The sequence below is a fragment of the Paraburkholderia suaedae genome, assembly GCF_040812055.1.
GTDB lineage: Bacteria > Pseudomonadota > Gammaproteobacteria > Burkholderiales > Burkholderiaceae > Paraburkholderia.
This window is the reverse complement of the sequence record NZ_JBFOAH010000010.1, coordinates 188,749-206,227: the sequence shown is the minus strand read 5'-3', so window position 1 is coordinate 206,227 and position 17,479 is coordinate 188,749. Positions and strand designations below refer to the sequence as shown.

Sequence of the window (17,479 nt, the reverse complement as noted above, 5' to 3'; positions counted from 1 at the left end):
CTTTACCGATGCGTTTTTGCCGATGATTTCCCCGCTCGAGATGACGTTGTTCCTGTTGCTGGCATCGGTAGCGGGCGTGGTCGTATTTCGCTTTCTGAATCTCCCGCCGATGCTCGGTTATCTGACGGTCGGCATCGTCGTCGGGCCGCACGCGTTGGGTTTGATTCCCGATTCGGCCGGCGCGCAAAACCTCGCCGAATTCGGCGTGGTGTTCCTGATGTTTTCGATTGGGCTCGAGTTCTCGCTTGCCAAGCTGCGCTCGATGCGCCGGCTGGTATTCGGACTCGGCCTGTTGCAGGTGATCGGCACGATCGCCGTGGCGGTGTCGCTCGGTTTCCTGCTCGAGCGCTGGGTGCATATCACATGGCAGGCGAGCGTGGCGCTGGGCGGCGCGCTGGCGATGTCGTCGACGGCGATCGTCAGCAAGATGCTGGCAGAGCGGCTCGAAATCGAAACGGAGCACGGCCGCAATATCTTCGGGGTCCTGCTCTTCCAGGACCTGGCGGTGGTGCCGCTGTTGATCATCATCGCGGCGCTCGGCGGCAAGTCGGAAGATCTCGTCAGCGCGCTCGGTGTCGCCGCCATCAAGATCGTGGTGGCATTGGCGCTACTGCTGATCGTCGGGCAGCGCTTCATGACGCGCTGGTTCAACGTGGTCGCGCGGCGTCGTTCGCAGGAACTCTTCATTCTCAATCTGTTGCTGGTGACGCTCGGCTCGGCGTTCATCACGGACAAGTTCGGACTGTCGCTCGCGCTCGGCGCATTCATTGCCGGCATGTTGATCGCCGAGACGCCGTACCGGCATCAGGTGGAAGAGGACATCAAGCCGTTTCGCGACGTACTGCTCGGCCTCTTCTTCGTGACCACCGGGATGCTGCTCAATCCGCTCGTGATCTGGAAGCATCCGCTCGTCGTGCTGGGCTTCCTGGTCGGCCCGCTGCTGCTCAAGGCGGTGATGATCACGGGCTTGTCGCGGCTGTTCGGCGCGTCGCCAGGTGTGGCGATGCGCACCGGTATCGGCCTTGCGCAAGCCGGCGAGTTCGGCTTCGTGCTGCTGAATCTGATCCTCGACAGGCATCTGGTCGACGCCACGCTGTTGCAGGCCATTCTCGCGGCGATGCTGCTGTCGATGCTGGCCGCGCCGTTTCTGATCCAGAACGCGGACCGTATCGTGCTGCGGCTTTCGTCGACTGAATGGATGATGCAGTCGTTGCAGATGACGCGTATCGCGACGCAAAGCCTCAAGCAAAGCGGTCACGTGATCATTTGCGGCTACGGCCGCTCCGGCCAGAACCTGGCGCGCATGCTCGAGCACGAAGGTTTGTCGTACGTCGCGCTGGACCTCGATCCCGATCGCGTGTCGGCGGCGGCCGCGGCGGGCGAATCGGTCGTGTTCGGCGACGCCGGGCGGCGCGAGTCGTTGCTCGCCGCCGGTATCCATCGCGCGGCGACGATCGCGATCACCTACGCGAACACGCCCTCGGCATTGCGCGTGCTGCACAACATCCACGAACTTGAGCCGACGCTGCCGGTGATCGTGCGCACCGTCGACGACGCAGATCTCGAAAAGCTGCTGGCCGCCGGCGCGACGGAAGTGATTCCGGAAATCGTCGAAGGCAGTCTGATGCTGGCCTCGCATACGCTGGTGGTGATGGGCGTGCCGATGCGGCGAGTGGTGCGGCGCGTGGAGGAGATGCGCGACGAGCGCTATGCGTTGCTGCGCGGCTATTTCCACGGCGCCGACGACATCGACGACGACGACGGTCACGAACAGGTGCGGCTACAATCGGTGCCGGTCGATGCCAACGCCGACGCGGTGGGTCGCACGCTGGCGGAGCTGGGGCTGTTCGAGCTGGGAGTCGAAGTGACGGCGATTCGCCGGCATGGCATTCGCGGCGTCGAGCCGGACCCGTCCACCAAGCTGCGCGCGAGCGATATCGTGGTGCTGCGCGGGATGCCGGAACAACTGGCGGTGGCCGAAGAACGGCTTTCGAAACATCGTCGGGCGGGTGCGGCCGCGGCCTAGCGGGTCGGTCGCAAGATGCTTCAAAAGCGCGAGGCGCGGCCCGGTTTGGCTGGCCCGTGGCCGTTGGTGCTGCATCGCGTTTGCAGTCCAGCTGGCATGGAGCACCGCGAATCAGCTTTTCACCGGACCTGTCGAGGTCCACCCGGAGACATCATGTCCAACGCGCTCATGAGCGCGCCGCTCGATGCGGCCGACTACATCAAAAGCCACATCCGCACGGTGCCCGACTGGCCGCAGCCGGGCGTGCAGTTTCGCGACATTACGCCGCTGCTGCGCGAGCCCAGATCGCTGCGCGTGCTGATCGACCTGTTCGTGCAGCGCTATATCGACGCGAAGCTCGACTACATCGCCGGGCTGGATGCGCGCGGCTTCATCATCGGACCGATCCTCGCCTATGAGTTGAACCTCGGTTTCATCCCGATTCGCAAGTCGGGCAAGCTGCCTTACAAGCGGTTCGCGCAATCGTACGAGCTCGAATACGGCACAGCCACCGTCGAGGTTCACGAGGACGCATGCGAGCCCGGCGACCGGGTCGTCATCATCGACGATCTGATCGCCACCGGCGGCACGATGATGGCCGGCAAGATGCTGCTCGAACGGCTCGGCGCCGTGGTCGTGGAAGGTGCGGCGATTGTCGATCTGCCCGATCTGGGCGGCTCGAAGCTGCTGCGCGACGGCGGGCTCGCACTCTACACGGCGACGAGCTTCGGCGGTCATTGAAGCGGATCGGCGCGTTCCGATACGCGTGTCGATGGGCGATTCGCTGCGCGTTTTGCCATACGGTTCGTCACACGTTTGGCCGCACGCGATCCCACGCGCGTTTCTCAGCACATTCGGCCGCACACGAAGAAGGTAACAACCATGCCCAACTTCCTGCTGTTCCTCGCTACGTCGATCGCAATTACCGTGGCCCCCGGCCCGGACAATCTGCAAGTGCTCGCCCGCGGCATCTCGCAGGGCCGCGCGGCGGGTCTTGTCGCCGCACTCGGCTTCGCGGCCGGCATCACGTTTCACACGACGCTGGCCGCGCTCGGCGTCGCGGCGCTGCTGCGCTCGTCGCCGCTCGCGTTCCAGGCGATCAAGCTGGCCGGCGCCGGGTATCTGGTGTGGATCGGCATCAAGGCGCTGCGCAGCCAGGGGCTTGCGACCGCGCATCAGCGCGCACCGCAGCCGTTAATGACGGTGTTTCGCCAGAGCGTGCTCGGCAATCTGCTCAACCCCAAGGTGACGCTGTTCTTCGTCGTATTTCTGCCCCAGTTCGTGCAGCCTCGCGGCGCGCAAAGCGTCACCGTGCAGATGCTCGAACTCGGCGTGCTGTTCATGACGCAGACCGTGGTGGTGTTTTCGCTATTCGGCGTGTGCGCGGGGATCATTGGCGGCTGGCTCAAGCGCCGGCCGCGCGTGGGCGTGTGGCTCGACCGCCTGGCGGGCGCTACGTTCATCGCCATTGGAATTCGCGTCGCGTTGCGCGACTGACGTGATGGGTTCAGCGTGCGGGCCCACCGCCCGCGCAGACAGAAAAATCAGCTGGAGCTGCAGATGAGCTTGCCGTGCATCACCGCCGCGCGTCGGTTCGACGTCACCGCGCATTGGCCGTTCTGGATCGGTGCCGAACAGGTCGGCTGGATCCGCGCGACCGACGTGCCGTTGCTCGAGCGCTGGCCCGATGTGTTCGAGTTCTATAGCGGTCACGACAGTGATCACCGCAGCCGCGTGACGCTCAGGGCTGCGTTCAATACCGTCGATCTGCGCAGCGCGGCGCTCGGCTCGGTGATCGGTGCGCTCGCCGCCGAAGGCCGCATCCCCGGCTGGCGCGACGAGACCTACGCGATCCGTAATGCGTTCGATGAACCGCCGCTCGCGTACATCGAACGCGCCGCGTCACGCTTCTTCGGAACGATGACCTACGCGGTGCATCTGAACGGCGTCGTAGAATACCCGGAAGGCGCGCCGCAATTGTGGATCGCGCGCCGCAGCGACACGAAGGCCACCGACCCCGGCATGCTCGACAATGTGGTCGCGGGCGGGATCGGTTGGGGCTTTAGCATCGAGGCGACGATCATCAAGGAGTGCTGGGAAGAGGCCGGCATCCCCGAGGAGATCGCCGTGCGCGCTGTGGCGGGACGCACCGCGCACGTGCTGCAATCGTTGCCGGAAGGCACGCAGGCAGAGCAGGTGTTCATTTACGACCTCGCGCTGCCGGCCGATTTCGCGCCGCGCAATCAGGACGGCGAAGTGGGTGAACACCGGCTCGCGCGCGTCGACGAAGTGGCGCGCTGGATCGAAGAGGGCGCGTTGACGGTGGACGCGAGTCTCGCCACGCTGGATTGCCTGCTGCGCCGCCGGTGGATCGATGAATACGCGTGTGAAGGCATTCAATCGTTGTTTGCGCCGCCGGCGCTCCCGTAGGAGCTTGCATCAACGGTAGGCCGTGCACTCGCGCGACGAGCGCCCGCGGCACACAGTGCCCAGCAATACAGACTGAACAATCTACGCATTGAAGAAGGGAGTCACCCAGGTCATGTCGACCGATCACAGCTTTATTCTCAAACTGTCGTGCGCCGACCGGCCCGGCATCGTTCACGCCGTGTCGGGCTTTCTGTTCGAGCGTGGCAGCAATATTCTCGACTCCGCCCAGTTCGGCGACAGCCGCACCGGCGAGTTCTTCATGCGCGTGCATTTTCAGCAGGTGGGCGGCGATCCGGGGCTGGACGCGTTACGCGAGTCGTTCGCGGAGCTTGCCGCCCAGTTCGGCATGCGCTGGGAGTTGCACGACGCGTCGCTCAAGCCGCGCGTGGTCATCATGGTGTCGAAGATCGGCCACTGCCTGAACGATCTGCTGTTCCGTTACCGCACCGGTCAACTGGCCATCGAGATTGCGGCGATCATCTCGAACCACAAGGAGTTCTATCAGCTCGCCGCCAGCTACGACGTTCCATTCCATCACTTCCCGCTACTGAGCAGCACACCGGAGGCGAAGGCCGCGCAGGAAGCGCGCGTGCTGGAAGTGATCGACGAGCATCGGGCGGATCTGGTGGTGCTCGCGCGCTACATGCAGATTTTGTCGCCGAAGCTGTGCGAAGCGTTGGCCGGCCGCGCGATCAACATCCATCACTCGTTCCTGCCGAGCTTCAAGGGCGCGAAGCCGTACTACCAGGCGTTCGACCGCGGCGTGAAGCTGATCGGCGCAACCGCGCATTATGTGACGACGGATCTCGACGAAGGTCCGATCATCGAGCAGGAAGTGGAGCGTGTCGACCACAGCATGACGCCGGAGCAGTTGACGGCGATCGGCCGCGACGTCGAGTGCGTGACGCTCGCGCGTGCGGTGAAGTGGCATGTGGAGCATCGCGTCGTGTTGAACGGCAGCAAGACGGTGGTCTTCAAATAGTTCGAGGGCCCGTCAGCGCCCGGGCAGCGTGTCGCGAAGCTCACACCAGCCGCAAGTAGATCAGTTCCCGTTTGATATACGCATAGAAGATGGGCGCCGCGACGACCCCCGGGATGCCGAACGCCGCTTCCATGACGAGCATGGCGATCAGCAATTCCCACGCGCGCGCCTCGATCTGCCCGCCGACGATGCGCGCGTTCAAAAAGTACTCGAGTTTGTGAATCAGGATCAGAAATATGAGCGACATGACCGCCGCCGGAAAGCTCACCGACAGCGCCACCGCGACGATGATCGTGTTCGAGATCAGGTTGCCGATCACCGGCAGCAAGCCGATGATGAACGTCAGCAGCACGAGGGTTTTCGACAGCGGCAACGGGTCGTGAACGATCGGCAGGATGACCAGCAGGTAAATGGCGGTGAAGATCGCGTTGATTGCGGAAATCTTCACCTGTGCGAACACGATGCGGCGAAACGCGTCGGCAAAACGCGTGACGCGCGTGACGAAGGCCGTGGACAGCGGCAGCCGGTGCATTTGCTTCTGTGCGCCGACCGCGACGATCGCGCCGATGATCATGCCGATCAGGATGTGCGTGAAGCCGCGCGCCGCGGTCGTGCCGCTTCGCTGCAACATGTTGGCGTGCGTGTGCATCAACTCTTCGGCCTTGGCCTTCATTTGCTCGGTGTCGACCGGCAACGAGTTGGCGATGAATTGGGGAATCCGGCCGCGCGCCTGGTGGATCAGCTGCATGGCCTGGTCGAGCAGATTCTGCACGCTCGGCACGTCGTTCTCGAAATGCTCGATGATGCCGAGCGTGAGCCCCGTGAGCGCGCCCACGATCACCGCCGACAGGATCACCACGGCAAGCCAGCGCGCCCGCTTGCTGGACATGTGGCGCTCGATGCGCGGCGCGATCAGATGCACGAGCTGGAACACGAGCAGTCCGGCGAGCAGCGCGCCGAGCAGCTTGAGTTCGATCACCGCCCACATGCCGACCAGCATCACAACGTAACTTCCGATTTCGACTGCCGACAGTTGCGGCAGGCTCATATCGCTAGTCAGCCTGACCGGGCGTGGGCGTAGGTCCTGCACTTGCCCGTCGTCGCGCGCCTGATTCCGCTTGGCCATGAGTTTTTCCGTCTCCAACCCGTGTTGTGCAGCGTTACTTTTTGGCGGCGGCCCGCTTCAGCATCGGTGCCAGATATTTGCCGGTAAAACTTGCCTTCGACTTCGCAATCTGCTCGGGTGTGCCTTGAGCGATGATCTGCCCGCCGCCCGCTCCGCCTTCGGGACCGAGGTCGATGACCCAGTCGGCTGTTTTGATTACATCGAGATTATGCTCGATGATCACGACGGTATTACCCTGGTCGCGTAAACGATGGATCACTTCCAGCAACAGCGAGATGTCGTGAAAGTGCAGGCCGGTGGTCGGTTCGTCAAGAATGTATAGCGTGCGACCCGTGTCGCGCTTGCTCAGTTCCAGAGATAGTTTGACCCGCTGCGCCTCGCCACCCGACAGCGTGGTGGCCGACTGGCCCAGGCGGATATAGCCCAGACCCACGTCCAGCAAGGTTTTCAGCTTGCGCGCGACGACCGGCACGGGCTTGAAGAACTCATAGGCGTTCTCCACGGTCATGTCGAGCACTTCGCTGATATTTTTGCCCTTGTACTGAACGTCGAGCGTCTCGCGGTTGTAGCGCTTGCCGTGGCAGACGTCGCAAGGCACGTACACGTCCGGCAGAAAGTGCATTTCCACCTTCAGCACGCCGTCGCCCTGACAGGCTTCGCAACGCCCGCCCTTTACGTTGAACGAGAAGCGGCCCGGATCGTAGCCGCGTTCCTTGGCTGCCGGCACGCCCGCGAACAGCTCGCGGATCGGCGTGAAGAGGCCCGTGTAGGTAGCGGGGTTCGAACGCGGCGTGCGGCCGATCGGCGACTGGTCGACGTTGATGACCTTGTCGAAATGTTCGAGGCCTTCGATCGACTCGTACGGCGCCGGCTCGGCGGCCGAGCCGTACAGGTGATGCGCGACCGCGTGGTAGAGCGTGTCGTTGATCAGCGTCGACTTGCCCGAGCCGGAGACGCCGGTTACGCAGGTCAGCAGGCCGACCGGCAGGTCCAGCGACACGCGTTGCAGATTGTTGCCGTGCGCCTCGACGATGCGCAGCAGCCGCTCGTCCGGCGTCTTGCGCTCGTCCGGGTATTCGATGTTGCGCGCGCCGGACATGTACTGGCCGGTCATGGACGCCGCGTTCGACTGCACCTGCTTGGGCGTGCCCTCGGCGATCACCATGCCGCCGTGCTCGCCCGCGCCTGGGCCCATGTCCACCACGTAGTCGGCCATGCGGATCATGTCTTCGTCGTGCTCGACGACGATCACCGAGTTGCCCAGGTCGCGCAGATGCTTGAGCGTGGCGATGAGCCGGTCGTTGTCGCGCTGATGCAGGCCGATCGACGGCTCATCCAGCACGTACATCACGCCGGTCAGCCCCGAGCCGATCTGCGAGGCAAGGCGAATGCGCTGCGCTTCGCCGCCCGACAGCGTTTCCGCGCTGCGTTCGAGCGACAGGTAGTCCAGCCCGACGTTGTTCAGAAACATCAGCCGCGCGACGATTTCCTTCACGACCTTGTCGGCGATCTCGCGTTTGGAGCCTTCCAGCCGCAGCGTCTGGAAATAGCCGAGCGCATCGCGCAACGGCCAGCCGCTGATTTCGAAGATACCGCGCGCGTCGCCGTCCGCGCCGATGCGCACGAAGCGCGCTTCGCGGCGCAAGCGCGTGCCGGCGCAAGCCGGGCAGGGCTGGTTATTCTGATACTTGGCGAGCTCTTCGCGCACCGCGACCGAATCGGTCTCGCGATAACGCCGCTCCAGATTCGGGATGATCCCTTCGAACACATGCTCGCGCACGGAAGTGCGGCCGCGTTCGTTGATGTACGAGAACGGAATCTCCTGCTTGCCCGAACCGAACAGCAGGATCTTGCGGACCTTTTCCGGCAGGTCTTCGACGGCGGTGTCGATGTCGAACTCGTAGAACGCCGCGAGACTTTGCAGCATCTGGAAGTAGAACTGATTGCGCCGGTCCCAGCCCTTCACCGCGCCCGCCGCGAGCGACAACGACGGATGCGCGACCACCCGCTTCGGATCGAAGAAGGTGATCTGGCCGAGGCCGTCGCACTCCGGGCAGGCGCCCATCGGGTTGTTGAACGAGAAGAGCCGCGGCTCGAGTTCCTGTAGCGAATATGAGCAGATCGGGCAGGCGAACTTCGAGCTGAACAAGTGCTCCTTGTCCGTGTCCATTTCAAACGCGATCGCGCGGCCGTCGGCGAGACGCAGCGCCGTTTCGAACGATTCGGCGAGGCGCTGCTTCATGTCAGGACGCACCTTCAGCCGGTCGACGACCACGTCGATGGTGTGCTTGTCGTTCTTTTTCAGCTTCGGCAGCGAGTCCACTTCAAAGATCTTCGCAACGCCTTCATTGGCGGTGCCGCCGCCCGAGCGCACCCGGAAACGGATGAAGCCCTGCGCCTGCATCTCCTCGAACAGTTCGACGTGTTCGCCCTTGCGGTTCGCCACCACCGGCGCGAGGATCATCAGCTTCGTCTCTTCCGGCAACGCGAGGGCCGCGTCGACCATTTGCGACACGCTTTGCGCCTGCAGCGGAATCTCGTGATCGGGACAATAGGGCGTGCCGACTCGCGCGAACAGCAAGCGCAGATAGTCGTGAATTTCGGTGACCGTGCCGACCGTGGAGCGCGGATTATGCGAGGTCGCTTTCTGTTCGATGGAGATTGCCGGCGACAGCCCTTCGATCAGATCGACGTCCGGTTTTTCCATCAACTGCAGGAACTGGCGAGCGTAGGCGGAGAGGCTTTCGACGTAGCGCCGCTGTCCTTCCGCATAGAGCGTGTCGAATGCCAGCGACGATTTGCCCGAGCCGGAAAGGCCCGTGATGACGACGAGCTTGTGACGCGGTAAGTCCAGATTGACGTTCTTCAGGTTGTGGGTGCGAGCCCCACGAATACGGATTTGTTCCACGGATTTATTCCATGAACTGGCGGAAAGGGGAAGGGGCTAAACCTGCTACTATAACGACTTTTCAAGGCCGCCGTTACGGCTTCCTGACAGCGGGAACAGCGCACGGGGCAAGCTGTAAGGCAGCGGTTTAGCGCCGCGGGAAGACGGTTTAACTGGGGCCGTTTTCGGCGAGTACAAGGCACGGCGAAGCGCCAGCGCAGTGCTGCGAGGCCGACGGCGCGACAGCCGCGCCAACCGCGTCGTGCCCCTTCGGCGTGAAGCGCCAGGTATTGCCGTCGCAATGGCCAGGCCTCCCGCAGCCGCTCGCCACCCGCCGGTCGCCCGTACTGTGCTGCCCAGCTCATCCAAATAACGCTCCCGATGTCCAATCCGTCCGCCACTTCCACACGCATGAGCGCGCCCGAACTGCGCGCGACCGTGTCGCTTGCCGCCATCTTCGCGCTGCGCATGCTGGGTCTCTTCATGATCATGCCGGTGTTCACGATCTACGCGAAGACCATCCCGGGCGGCGACAACGTGCTGCTGGTGGGCATCGCGCTCGGCGCATACGGCGTCACACAGTCGATGCTCTACATCTTCTATGGGTGGATCTCGGACAAGGTCGGCCGCAAGCCGGTCATTGCGACCGGGCTGCTGATCTTCGCGCTCGGCAGTTTCGTCGCGGCGGGCGCGCACGACATGACGTGGATCATCGTCGGCCGCGTGATCCAGGGCATGGGCGCGGTGTCGTCGGCGGTGATCGCTTTCATCGCGGACCTGACGTCCGACGAGCATCGCACCAAGGCGATGGCGATGGTCGGCGGCAGTATCGGCGTGTCGTTCGCGGTGGCGATCGTCGGTGCGCCGGTCGTGTTCCACTGGGTCGGGATGAGCGGCCTGTTCACGCTGGTCGGCATTTTCTCGATACTCGCGATCGGCCTCGTGTTGTGGGTCGTGCCCGATGCGCCGAAGCCGGTGCACGTGCGCGCGCCATTCGCCGAAGTGCTGCACAACGTCGAGTTGCTGCGCCTGAACTTCGGCGTGCTGGTGCTGCACGCGACGCAGACCGCGCTGTTCCTCGTGGTGCCGCGCATTCTCGAAGCCGGCGGCTTGCCGGTCGCGTCCCACTGGAAGGTGTATTTGCCGGTGATGGGGCTGTCTTTCGTGATGATGGTGCCGGCGATCATCGCCGCCGAGAAGCGCGGCAAGATGAAGATGGTGCTGCTTTCCGCGATCGGTCTTATCCTGATCGGCCAGTTGTTATTGGGCGTCGCCACGCATACGATTCTCAGTGTCGCGGCGATCCTCTTCGTGTACTTTCTCGGCTTCAATATTCTCGAGGCGTCGCAGCCCTCGCTGGTATCCAAACTGGCGCCGGGAACCCGTAAAGGGGCGGCGGCCGGCGTCTACAACACCACACAGTCGATCGGTCTTGCGCTGGGCGGCATGATCGGCGGCTGGCTGCTGAAAGTAGATGGACAAAGTGCGGTGTTCTTCACGTGTTCGGGGCTCGTCTTTTGCTGGCTTATAATCGCCGCAAAGATGAAACAGCCGCCGCGCAAAGCTTAGTACGGCGCACTCCGGACGAGAGACGCGGCACGTTCGGGGGTACTTCCCGAACTCACACAGAACTCACCCGGCGGCGGGCAGAGGCGCGATTCGGGTCTCGGGCCCACAGCCATGAGACGCGAGCCGCACATTGCCGCACCGCCCGTAACGGAATCAACAGGAGAAATCATGGCATCCGTGAACAAGGTCATTCTCGTCGGCAATCTCGGAGCCGATCCGGAAGTCCGTTATCTTCCGAGCGGCGACGCAGTGGCGAACATCCGCCTTGCGACGACGGATCGGTATAAGGACAAAGCGTCCGGCGAGATGAAGGAAGCCACCGAGTGGCACCGCGTGTCGTTCTTCGGCCGTCTCGCGGAAATCGTTTCGGAATACCTGAAGAAGGGCTCGTCGGTGTACATCGAAGGGCGCATCCGCACCCGCAAATGGCAGGCGCAGGACGGCACCGATCGTTACTCGACCGAAATCGTCGCCGAGCAGATGCAAATGCTGGGCGGCCGCGGTGGCGCGTCGATGGGCGGCGGCGATGAAGGCGGTTATAGCCGCGCTGAGCCGTCCGAGCGTAGCGGCGGCGGTGGCGGCGCTCGCGCAGTGTCGGGTGGCGCTTCGCGTGGCGGCAACGCCGGCGGCGGTGCGAGCCGTCCGAGCGCGCCGGCCGGCGGCGGGTTTGATGAGATGGATGACGATATTCCGTTCTGACGGGCACTTTCAGGAAGTGTAATTAGCAGGCCTGCAACCCTTGTGGTTGCGGGCTTTTTTCTTATATACATTTTTTATGCGTTTCGGTATCGTGCTGCGAACCGGGCACTTTTGAAAATGTAAATAAATGGCCGAGCGCTACACCGTCAGGAACCCCGTTTTCGAGTCAGGCGAGCGCTTCCCGATGCTGGTCAATGTCTGCACCGGCGTTCCGCTGTTCGAGCCGACTGTCTTCGCGCTTACCGAATTCCGGGCGCGCAACCGGGCGAGCGCCACCATCGAGCAGGTCCTGCGCGCGCTGAAGGTGTTCCTGCTTTTCTGCGACAAGTATCAAATCGACCTGCCCGAGCGCATGCTGGACGGGCGGCTGCTCGAGCTGGGCGAGCTCGACGCGCTTGTACAGCTGTGCCGCCTTCCAATGCCCGATATCGAGGCACAGGTCGATGCCAGCCCGAACGTGGCCGGGCCTGCGGTCGTTTCCCTCGAAAATTACCGGGCCAGGGCAAACAAAGCCATTCCTGAAGTCGCCGTGGATACCGCTGGCGTGCGGATTCGGTATATCCGGCAGTTCGTCGGCTGGTTGACCGACAGATGTTTGCTGAGTCTGAGCGCGCGACACCCGTCGCGCGCGGCGCTGCTCAGCGCGAGGGAGATTGTGACCTCCGGCTTGACCGCCCGTGTCCCTGATGACAAAGGCCGCAACAGGGCACGTGGCCGAAGGGCGCTGGATGAGGCGGCACAGGAGCGTCTGTGGCAAATCGTTGATGTGAATTCGCCAGAGAATCCGTGGGAAGGCCGGCACGCACGGGTGCGCAACGAACTCATCGTGCGCTGGTTCATGGGGCTTGGCGTCCGGCGCGGCGAACTTCTCGGTGTGAAGGTCAGGGATATGAACTTCCGGGCGAATGAAGTGTTCATTGCCCGGCGCGCGGATGACCCGGATGACCCACGCGTCCACCAGCCCAATGCCAAGACGGCCGACCGCCTCCTGGCTATCAGCGCCGATTTGGCGCAGCGCACGCGGCACTACATCTTTGAGGAACGGCGCCGCTTTCCCGCCGCACGAAAGCACGAGTTCCTCTTCGTCGCGAACGGCGGGGCGCCGCTCTCGCTTCGCGGACTCAACAAGATATTCGATGTGCTGAACGCAAGGCATCCCGACTTGCTGGGTCTCTTTCCGCACCTGTTCCGCCACACGAACAACTACAACTTCTCGAAGGTCGCCGACGAACAGGGCATGGACCCCGAAGTGGAAAAGAAGACGCGGTCGCACATTATGGGCTGGTCGGAGACCTCCGGCACAGCGGAAACCTATACGCGGCGGGAAATCGAACGAAAGGCGCGCGAGGCCTCGCTACAACTGCAGAACAAGATGGTGAAACCTCGCAATGAGAATGAGTAGCGATGTTGATTTGCCGGTCGCTGTCCCATATGCCGGTACCCTTCCCCTTGAAGTGAAGACTCGTGGGGGAGCAACGTTCGACCCCCGCGACGATGAGTGGAAAATTCGAGAGGCTACCGTCAAGGTAAATCTCCAGTTCGGCACATTGCCTGAACTCGGACGCTATTTCGAGTTGGCTTTCCGGTCGACGCTGGTTTGGTATGCGCAAAATGAGTCCCTGCCGCACTTGAGGAACATGTTCTACCGGGCACGTTGCTTGTTCGAATTCATGGCTGAAACGAGCGAGGCCGCGCTGGTCGAGATTTCGAGTGTGGACCTGCTGAACTACAGGGCGCACATTGGACCGAGCAATGAATGGCATCTTGGTACGTTATCCGGCTTCTTGAGGCGTTGGCGGCGGCTAGGTTACACCGGTGTCACCTTAGATGCCGATGTGCTGCTGTCACAGTTGCGGCTGAAAGGCAACCCCAAGGGGGTAGGCGTAGCGACGATGGACCCCGTGACGGGGCCGTTCACTGCGCTGGAACTCGAGGCACTGCAAACGGCGCTCAACGCTGCCTACGCGCGAGGAGATGTCGCCACTCAAGAGTATGTGCTCTGCTGGTTGCTGATGATGCTGGGTCAGCGGCCGAAGCAGTATGCGGCGCTAAAAGTTTGCGATTTTGCGGCCATTCATAAAACGGGGCAGGCAACAACCTATTCCCTGCGGATGCCAAGAGGGAAAACGCGTGACGGCAACCCGCGAGGGGAGTTCAAGGAGCGCGTGCTGACTCCGGAAATTGGAGCACTGGTGGCCAAATATGCCCAAAAGGTCCAGGCGCGCTTCGCCGGTTTGCTCGATGACCCCATGAACGCCCCGCTGTTTCCCGGAGACCAGCAAGGCGCGATTGGTGGGTATGAGTATCACCAGACGGCTCATGAAATCGGGAACAGGATTAATGCGGCGATGAGGCGGCTCGAGGTCATCTCGGAGCGCACCGGTGACTTCATTCATATCGGGCCGAGGAGATTCCGCCAGACAGTAGGCACTCGCGCGGCAGAAGAAGGCCACGGAGAGTTGGTGATAGCCGAGCTGCTTGACCATTCCGATACGCAAAATGTGGGCGTGTATGTGCGTTCAACCCCGGCCATTGTGGAACGCATCGACCGGGCGGTCGCAATGCAGCTTGCGCCCCTTGCGCAGGCGTTTGCCGGCAAGCTCATTGATACATCGTCCGAGGCCTCTCGTCGCGACGACCCGGGAAGCCAGATTCGGGCTCCCGCCATTACGGGCAAAATCGAAGCGATGTCCAGTTGCGGGAAGCACGGCTTCTGTGGATTCCTCAAGCCGGTCGCCTGCTATACCTGCAACAGCTTCGAGCCATGGGTGGACGGTCCGCACGAACAGGTTCTGGAGTATCTGATTGCGGAGCGGGAGCGTCTGATGGCTGCCGGCGACGCGCGAATTGCGTCAATTAATGACCGCGCCATCCTCGCGGTCGCGGAAGTCATCCAGCTCTGCGAGGCTGCGCGTAATGAAGGGAGCGCGGCTCATGGCTGACCTTATTACGTTTGTGCCGCAGGCTGACCTCGATGCTCGGGCCAATCTGGCAGCCTTCATCGAACTGTGCAAGACAAGGCTGACGATATTCGGTCATGCATTGGACTTTGAGGCCGACTCCTGGGACGTGTCCGACACCATCAAGCTGTCGGGAAAGACCAGCGCGCTGCGACTGGTGTTCAGTAACCTCGACACGTGCAACAAGCGGGCGCTTGTCATGATGCAGGAACCCTTCAGGTCGTTCGCGAAGTCCTACATGCGATATCAGCATGGCATGAGCCCGACGGTTGACGTCGGCAAGCGCATGGGGGCGCTTAGGGCGCTGGAGGCGGCCTTGCTGGAGAGAGGAACGGCGGACCCCGTACAAATCGACAGCCACGTTCTGAACCGTGCTGCCCAGCTTCTCGGCGGCCGGGGCGCTGCGACCGTCGCGTACAGGACCGGCGGGCAACTCGAAATGATTGCCGACTTCCTGTGCGACAGCCGTTTGACCGCCGTGCCAACCCGATGGCGGAACCCGCTGAAGCGGCCCAGCGATACGATACGCGTTGGCAAGGAGGCCGACGAGCGCCGGGAGGCGAAAATGCCGAGCCAGGCGGCGCTCGATGCCTTGCCCAAGGTATTCCTGCTGGCCACAGAGCCGGCTGACGTCCTCGTGTCGTCGGCCACTGCGATTCTCTGTTCGGCGCCCGACCGTATCAGCGAAGTATTGGACCTTCCGGTCAATTGCGAGGTCCGGCAGAAGCGCGACGGGGCGGATGACGATGCCTACGGCCTGAGATGGTGGCCCGCAAAGGGAGCCGCGCCAATGGTGAAGTGGATTATTCCATCGATGGCGGCGGTCGTCGAAGAGGCTGTCGAAAAAATCCGCCAGCTCACCGACGAAGCGCGCAAGGTTGCGCGCTGGTATGAGGAGAATCAGAGGCGGCTTTACCTGACCCAGGATACGGAGCACTTCCGCGCAGAAGAATGGCTGAGCATGGCGGATGTTGGCGAAATCATCTTTGCTGACGCAGTAAGCCCGAACTCGTCGCGCCTGTGGTGCGTCACCAACGAAATCCCGACGCAGCAGCTTGGCGGGAGGAAGATTTACGTCCGTTTCGCTGACGTGGAAACGGCGGTGCTCCGACAGTTGCCGAAGGGGTTTCCCGTTGCTGACGAGTCGACGGGCCTCAAGTACAGCGATGCGCTCTTCGTGATTCAGCGCAACGCGCTAGAGACCACCAAGGCTCGCTACCGTTGCGTGATTGAGCGGGTGACTCACCCGCACATCCACAACCGGCTGGGTGCGCGGTCAACCACGGGTATCCAGTCCATCTTCGACCGTTGTGGTTTTTACGAGCCGGACGGCACTCCGATTCGTGTGAACACGCATCAGTTCCGACATTACCTGAACACCCTCGCGCAGGCCGGAGGTTTGAGCCAGCTTGACATAGCCAAGTGGTCTGGGCGCAAGGATGTGAGGCAGAACAAGTACTATGACCACGAGACACCGGCTGCCATCATCGCGCGCATCCGGACCGCCGTCGGTGACGATACACGCATGTTTGGTCCGCTGGCTAAGGGGCCCCGGGCTGCACTCATCACGCGGGACGAATTTGCGCGGCTGAAAGTGCCGACTGCGCACACGACGGACTTCGGCTACTGCATTCACGACTATGTGATGGCGCCATGCCAGATGCATCGCGATTGCCTGAATTGTGGCGAACAGGTTTGCGTAAAGGGTGAGGCGGAGAAGGAAAAGCGAATCCGGCAGGCCCATGCCGAGGCGACTCGGTTGCTGGCGATGGCCGAGCAGGCGGACGCCGACGGCGAGTTCGGGGCCGGTGAATGGGCCGAGCACCACAAGGCCCAACTGGCCCGGATAACTGCGCTGCTCGACATTCTGGATGACCCCGCCGTTCCGCTCGGCGCCGTCATCCAACTGCTGCCTGCGGATATCCCGTCCCGGCTTGAGCATGCGGCACAAGCCCGTGCACTGCTGCCGGCGCCCATTGAGCTGGACTCGTCATCGGCACCCGAGGAGGCGGCAGCATGACCAGGGTGAGAGAGAGAAACCTTGATGACAAGGTCGCTGCCACCATCGTTGAGGTCCTTGATGGGTGGAGCGGCAGGTTGACATGGGACGCGCTAGTCGAGGCAGTCGAGAGGCGAGAGGGCCTCAGATACACACGGCAGACGCTTCACCGCCACGAGCGAATCCGACTGGCTTATACGGTACGAAAGAAGGCCCTGTCGGGGCAGGAGCAGACACGCGAGACGGCGTCGCCGGAGTTGCAGGTCGCCCTAGAGCGGATAGCCAGGCTGGAAGGCGAAAATCGCCGCCTGGAAGCGGAGAACAACGCACTGCTTGAGCAGTTTGCACGATGGGCCTACAACGCCCAGACGCGGAATCTGACCAAGGAATTCCTGAACAATCCGCTTCCTGCCGTGGACCGCGAACGAAGCAAACCACTTCAGCCGGCAAAGAAGTCATCGTTGGCCGGCAGGAGCCGTCGATGAGGGGCCGCGCAGGGACCTGTGGATAACTTGCGCTGCTCTCCCCCCTGCACCCCCTAAAAGCGATTAAAGATATTTCCTGACCGAAAAGCGAAAGCACCAAAAGTTAGAGCCCGGCTACGCCGGGCTGAACAAAAGCGTAAATAAGATGGGACATCTGGCAAGATTAGCTACGTCTACTAGTATGATGGGATTGTGTGAGCCTTATGCAGCAAGCTTCCCAAGCGTTATTGACAAACAAAAGTGCCCATAACCTTTCTAAAAACGGCATTCAGACGTAAAGCTGGCCCCAGCCTCTCAGCAAGACGAGGGATCGGGGCCATTATTTTTTGCCTCACTC

The 17,479-nt window shown here is 62.4% G+C and carries 13 protein-coding genes; 11 read left to right on the top strand and 2 right to left on the bottom strand.

Annotation, left to right across the window (positions count from 1 at the left end; all coding sequences use genetic code 11):
* The first annotated feature begins 22 nt into the window (after positions 1-22).
* The 5 genes from ABQJ48_RS16475 (at position 23) to purU (ending at position 5,417) form a co-directional block, all read left to right on the top strand.
* Positions 23-2,026, top strand: a complete 2,004-nt coding sequence (locus ABQJ48_RS16475) for a monovalent cation:proton antiporter family protein (RefSeq protein ID WP_367839095.1) — start codon at positions 23-25, stop codon at positions 2,024-2,026.
* Positions 2,027-2,179: 153 nt separating this feature from the next.
* A complete protein-coding gene (locus ABQJ48_RS16470; protein ID WP_367839070.1) occupies positions 2,180-2,746 on the top strand; it encodes an adenine phosphoribosyltransferase in 567 nt (188 codons plus the stop codon).
* Positions 2,747-2,887: 141 nt separating this feature from the next.
* The gene (locus ABQJ48_RS16465; protein WP_367839069.1) at positions 2,888-3,502 is read left to right on the top strand and encodes a LysE family translocator; all 615 of its coding nucleotides are present in this window, start codon (positions 2,888-2,890) and stop codon (positions 3,500-3,502) included.
* Between the two features lie 63 nt (positions 3,503-3,565).
* Entirely contained in the window at positions 3,566-4,435 is an 870-nt protein-coding gene (locus tag ABQJ48_RS16460) for an NUDIX hydrolase (RefSeq protein ID WP_367839068.1), read from the top strand.
* Positions 4,436-4,547: 112 nt separating this feature from the next.
* Complete coding sequence (gene purU, locus ABQJ48_RS16455; RefSeq protein ID WP_367839067.1) at positions 4,548-5,417, top strand: formyltetrahydrofolate deformylase; 870 nt, start codon at positions 4,548-4,550, stop codon at positions 5,415-5,417.
* 40 nt (positions 5,418-5,457) lie between these two features.
* Here the strand turns inward: purU and ABQJ48_RS16450 are convergent, their stop codons facing one another.
* Together ABQJ48_RS16450 and uvrA are read right to left on the bottom strand one after the other, a co-directional pair.
* Entirely contained in the window at positions 5,458-6,543 is a 1,086-nt protein-coding gene (locus tag ABQJ48_RS16450; RefSeq protein ID WP_367839066.1) for an AI-2E family transporter, read from the bottom strand.
* A gap of 34 nt (positions 6,544-6,577) precedes the next feature.
* Entirely contained in the window at positions 6,578-9,451 is a 2,874-nt protein-coding gene (gene uvrA, locus ABQJ48_RS16445; protein ID WP_367839065.1) for an excinuclease ABC subunit UvrA, read from the bottom strand.
* 360 nt (positions 9,452-9,811) lie between these two features.
* On the opposite strand from uvrA, the gene ABQJ48_RS16440 reads away from it, so the two are divergent.
* The 6 genes from ABQJ48_RS16440 (at position 9,812) to ABQJ48_RS16415 (ending at position 17,142) form a co-directional block, all read left to right on the top strand.
* Positions 9,812-10,999, top strand: a complete 1,188-nt coding sequence (locus ABQJ48_RS16440) for an MFS transporter (RefSeq protein ID WP_367839064.1) — start codon at positions 9,812-9,814, stop codon at positions 10,997-10,999.
* Positions 11,000-11,167: 168 nt separating this feature from the next.
* Positions 11,168-11,698 carry a single-stranded DNA-binding protein gene (locus ABQJ48_RS16435; RefSeq protein ID WP_367839063.1) on the top strand — a complete coding sequence of 177 codons (531 nt, stop codon included), beginning with the start codon at positions 11,168-11,170 and terminating at the stop codon, positions 11,696-11,698.
* A 127-nt stretch (positions 11,699-11,825) separates the two neighbouring features.
* The gene (locus ABQJ48_RS16430) at positions 11,826-13,100 is read left to right on the top strand and encodes a tyrosine-type recombinase/integrase (protein ID WP_367839062.1); all 1,275 of its coding nucleotides are present in this window, start codon (positions 11,826-11,828) and stop codon (positions 13,098-13,100) included.
* A complete protein-coding gene (locus ABQJ48_RS16425; protein WP_367839061.1) occupies positions 13,093-14,640 on the top strand; it encodes a site-specific integrase in 1,548 nt (515 codons plus the stop codon). Before ABQJ48_RS16430 ends, ABQJ48_RS16425 begins: the two co-directional genes overlap by 8 nt.
* On the top strand, positions 14,633-16,678 hold the full coding sequence (locus tag ABQJ48_RS16420; RefSeq protein ID WP_367839060.1) for an integrase: 2,046 nt from the start codon (positions 14,633-14,635) through the stop codon (positions 16,676-16,678). The genes ABQJ48_RS16425 and ABQJ48_RS16420 overlap by 8 nt, the downstream gene beginning before the upstream one ends.
* The gene (locus ABQJ48_RS16415) at positions 16,675-17,142 is read left to right on the top strand and encodes a hypothetical protein (protein ID WP_367839059.1); all 468 of its coding nucleotides are present in this window, start codon (positions 16,675-16,677) and stop codon (positions 17,140-17,142) included. The genes ABQJ48_RS16420 and ABQJ48_RS16415 overlap by 4 nt, the downstream gene beginning before the upstream one ends.
* Positions 17,143-17,479: the final 337 nt, after the last annotated feature.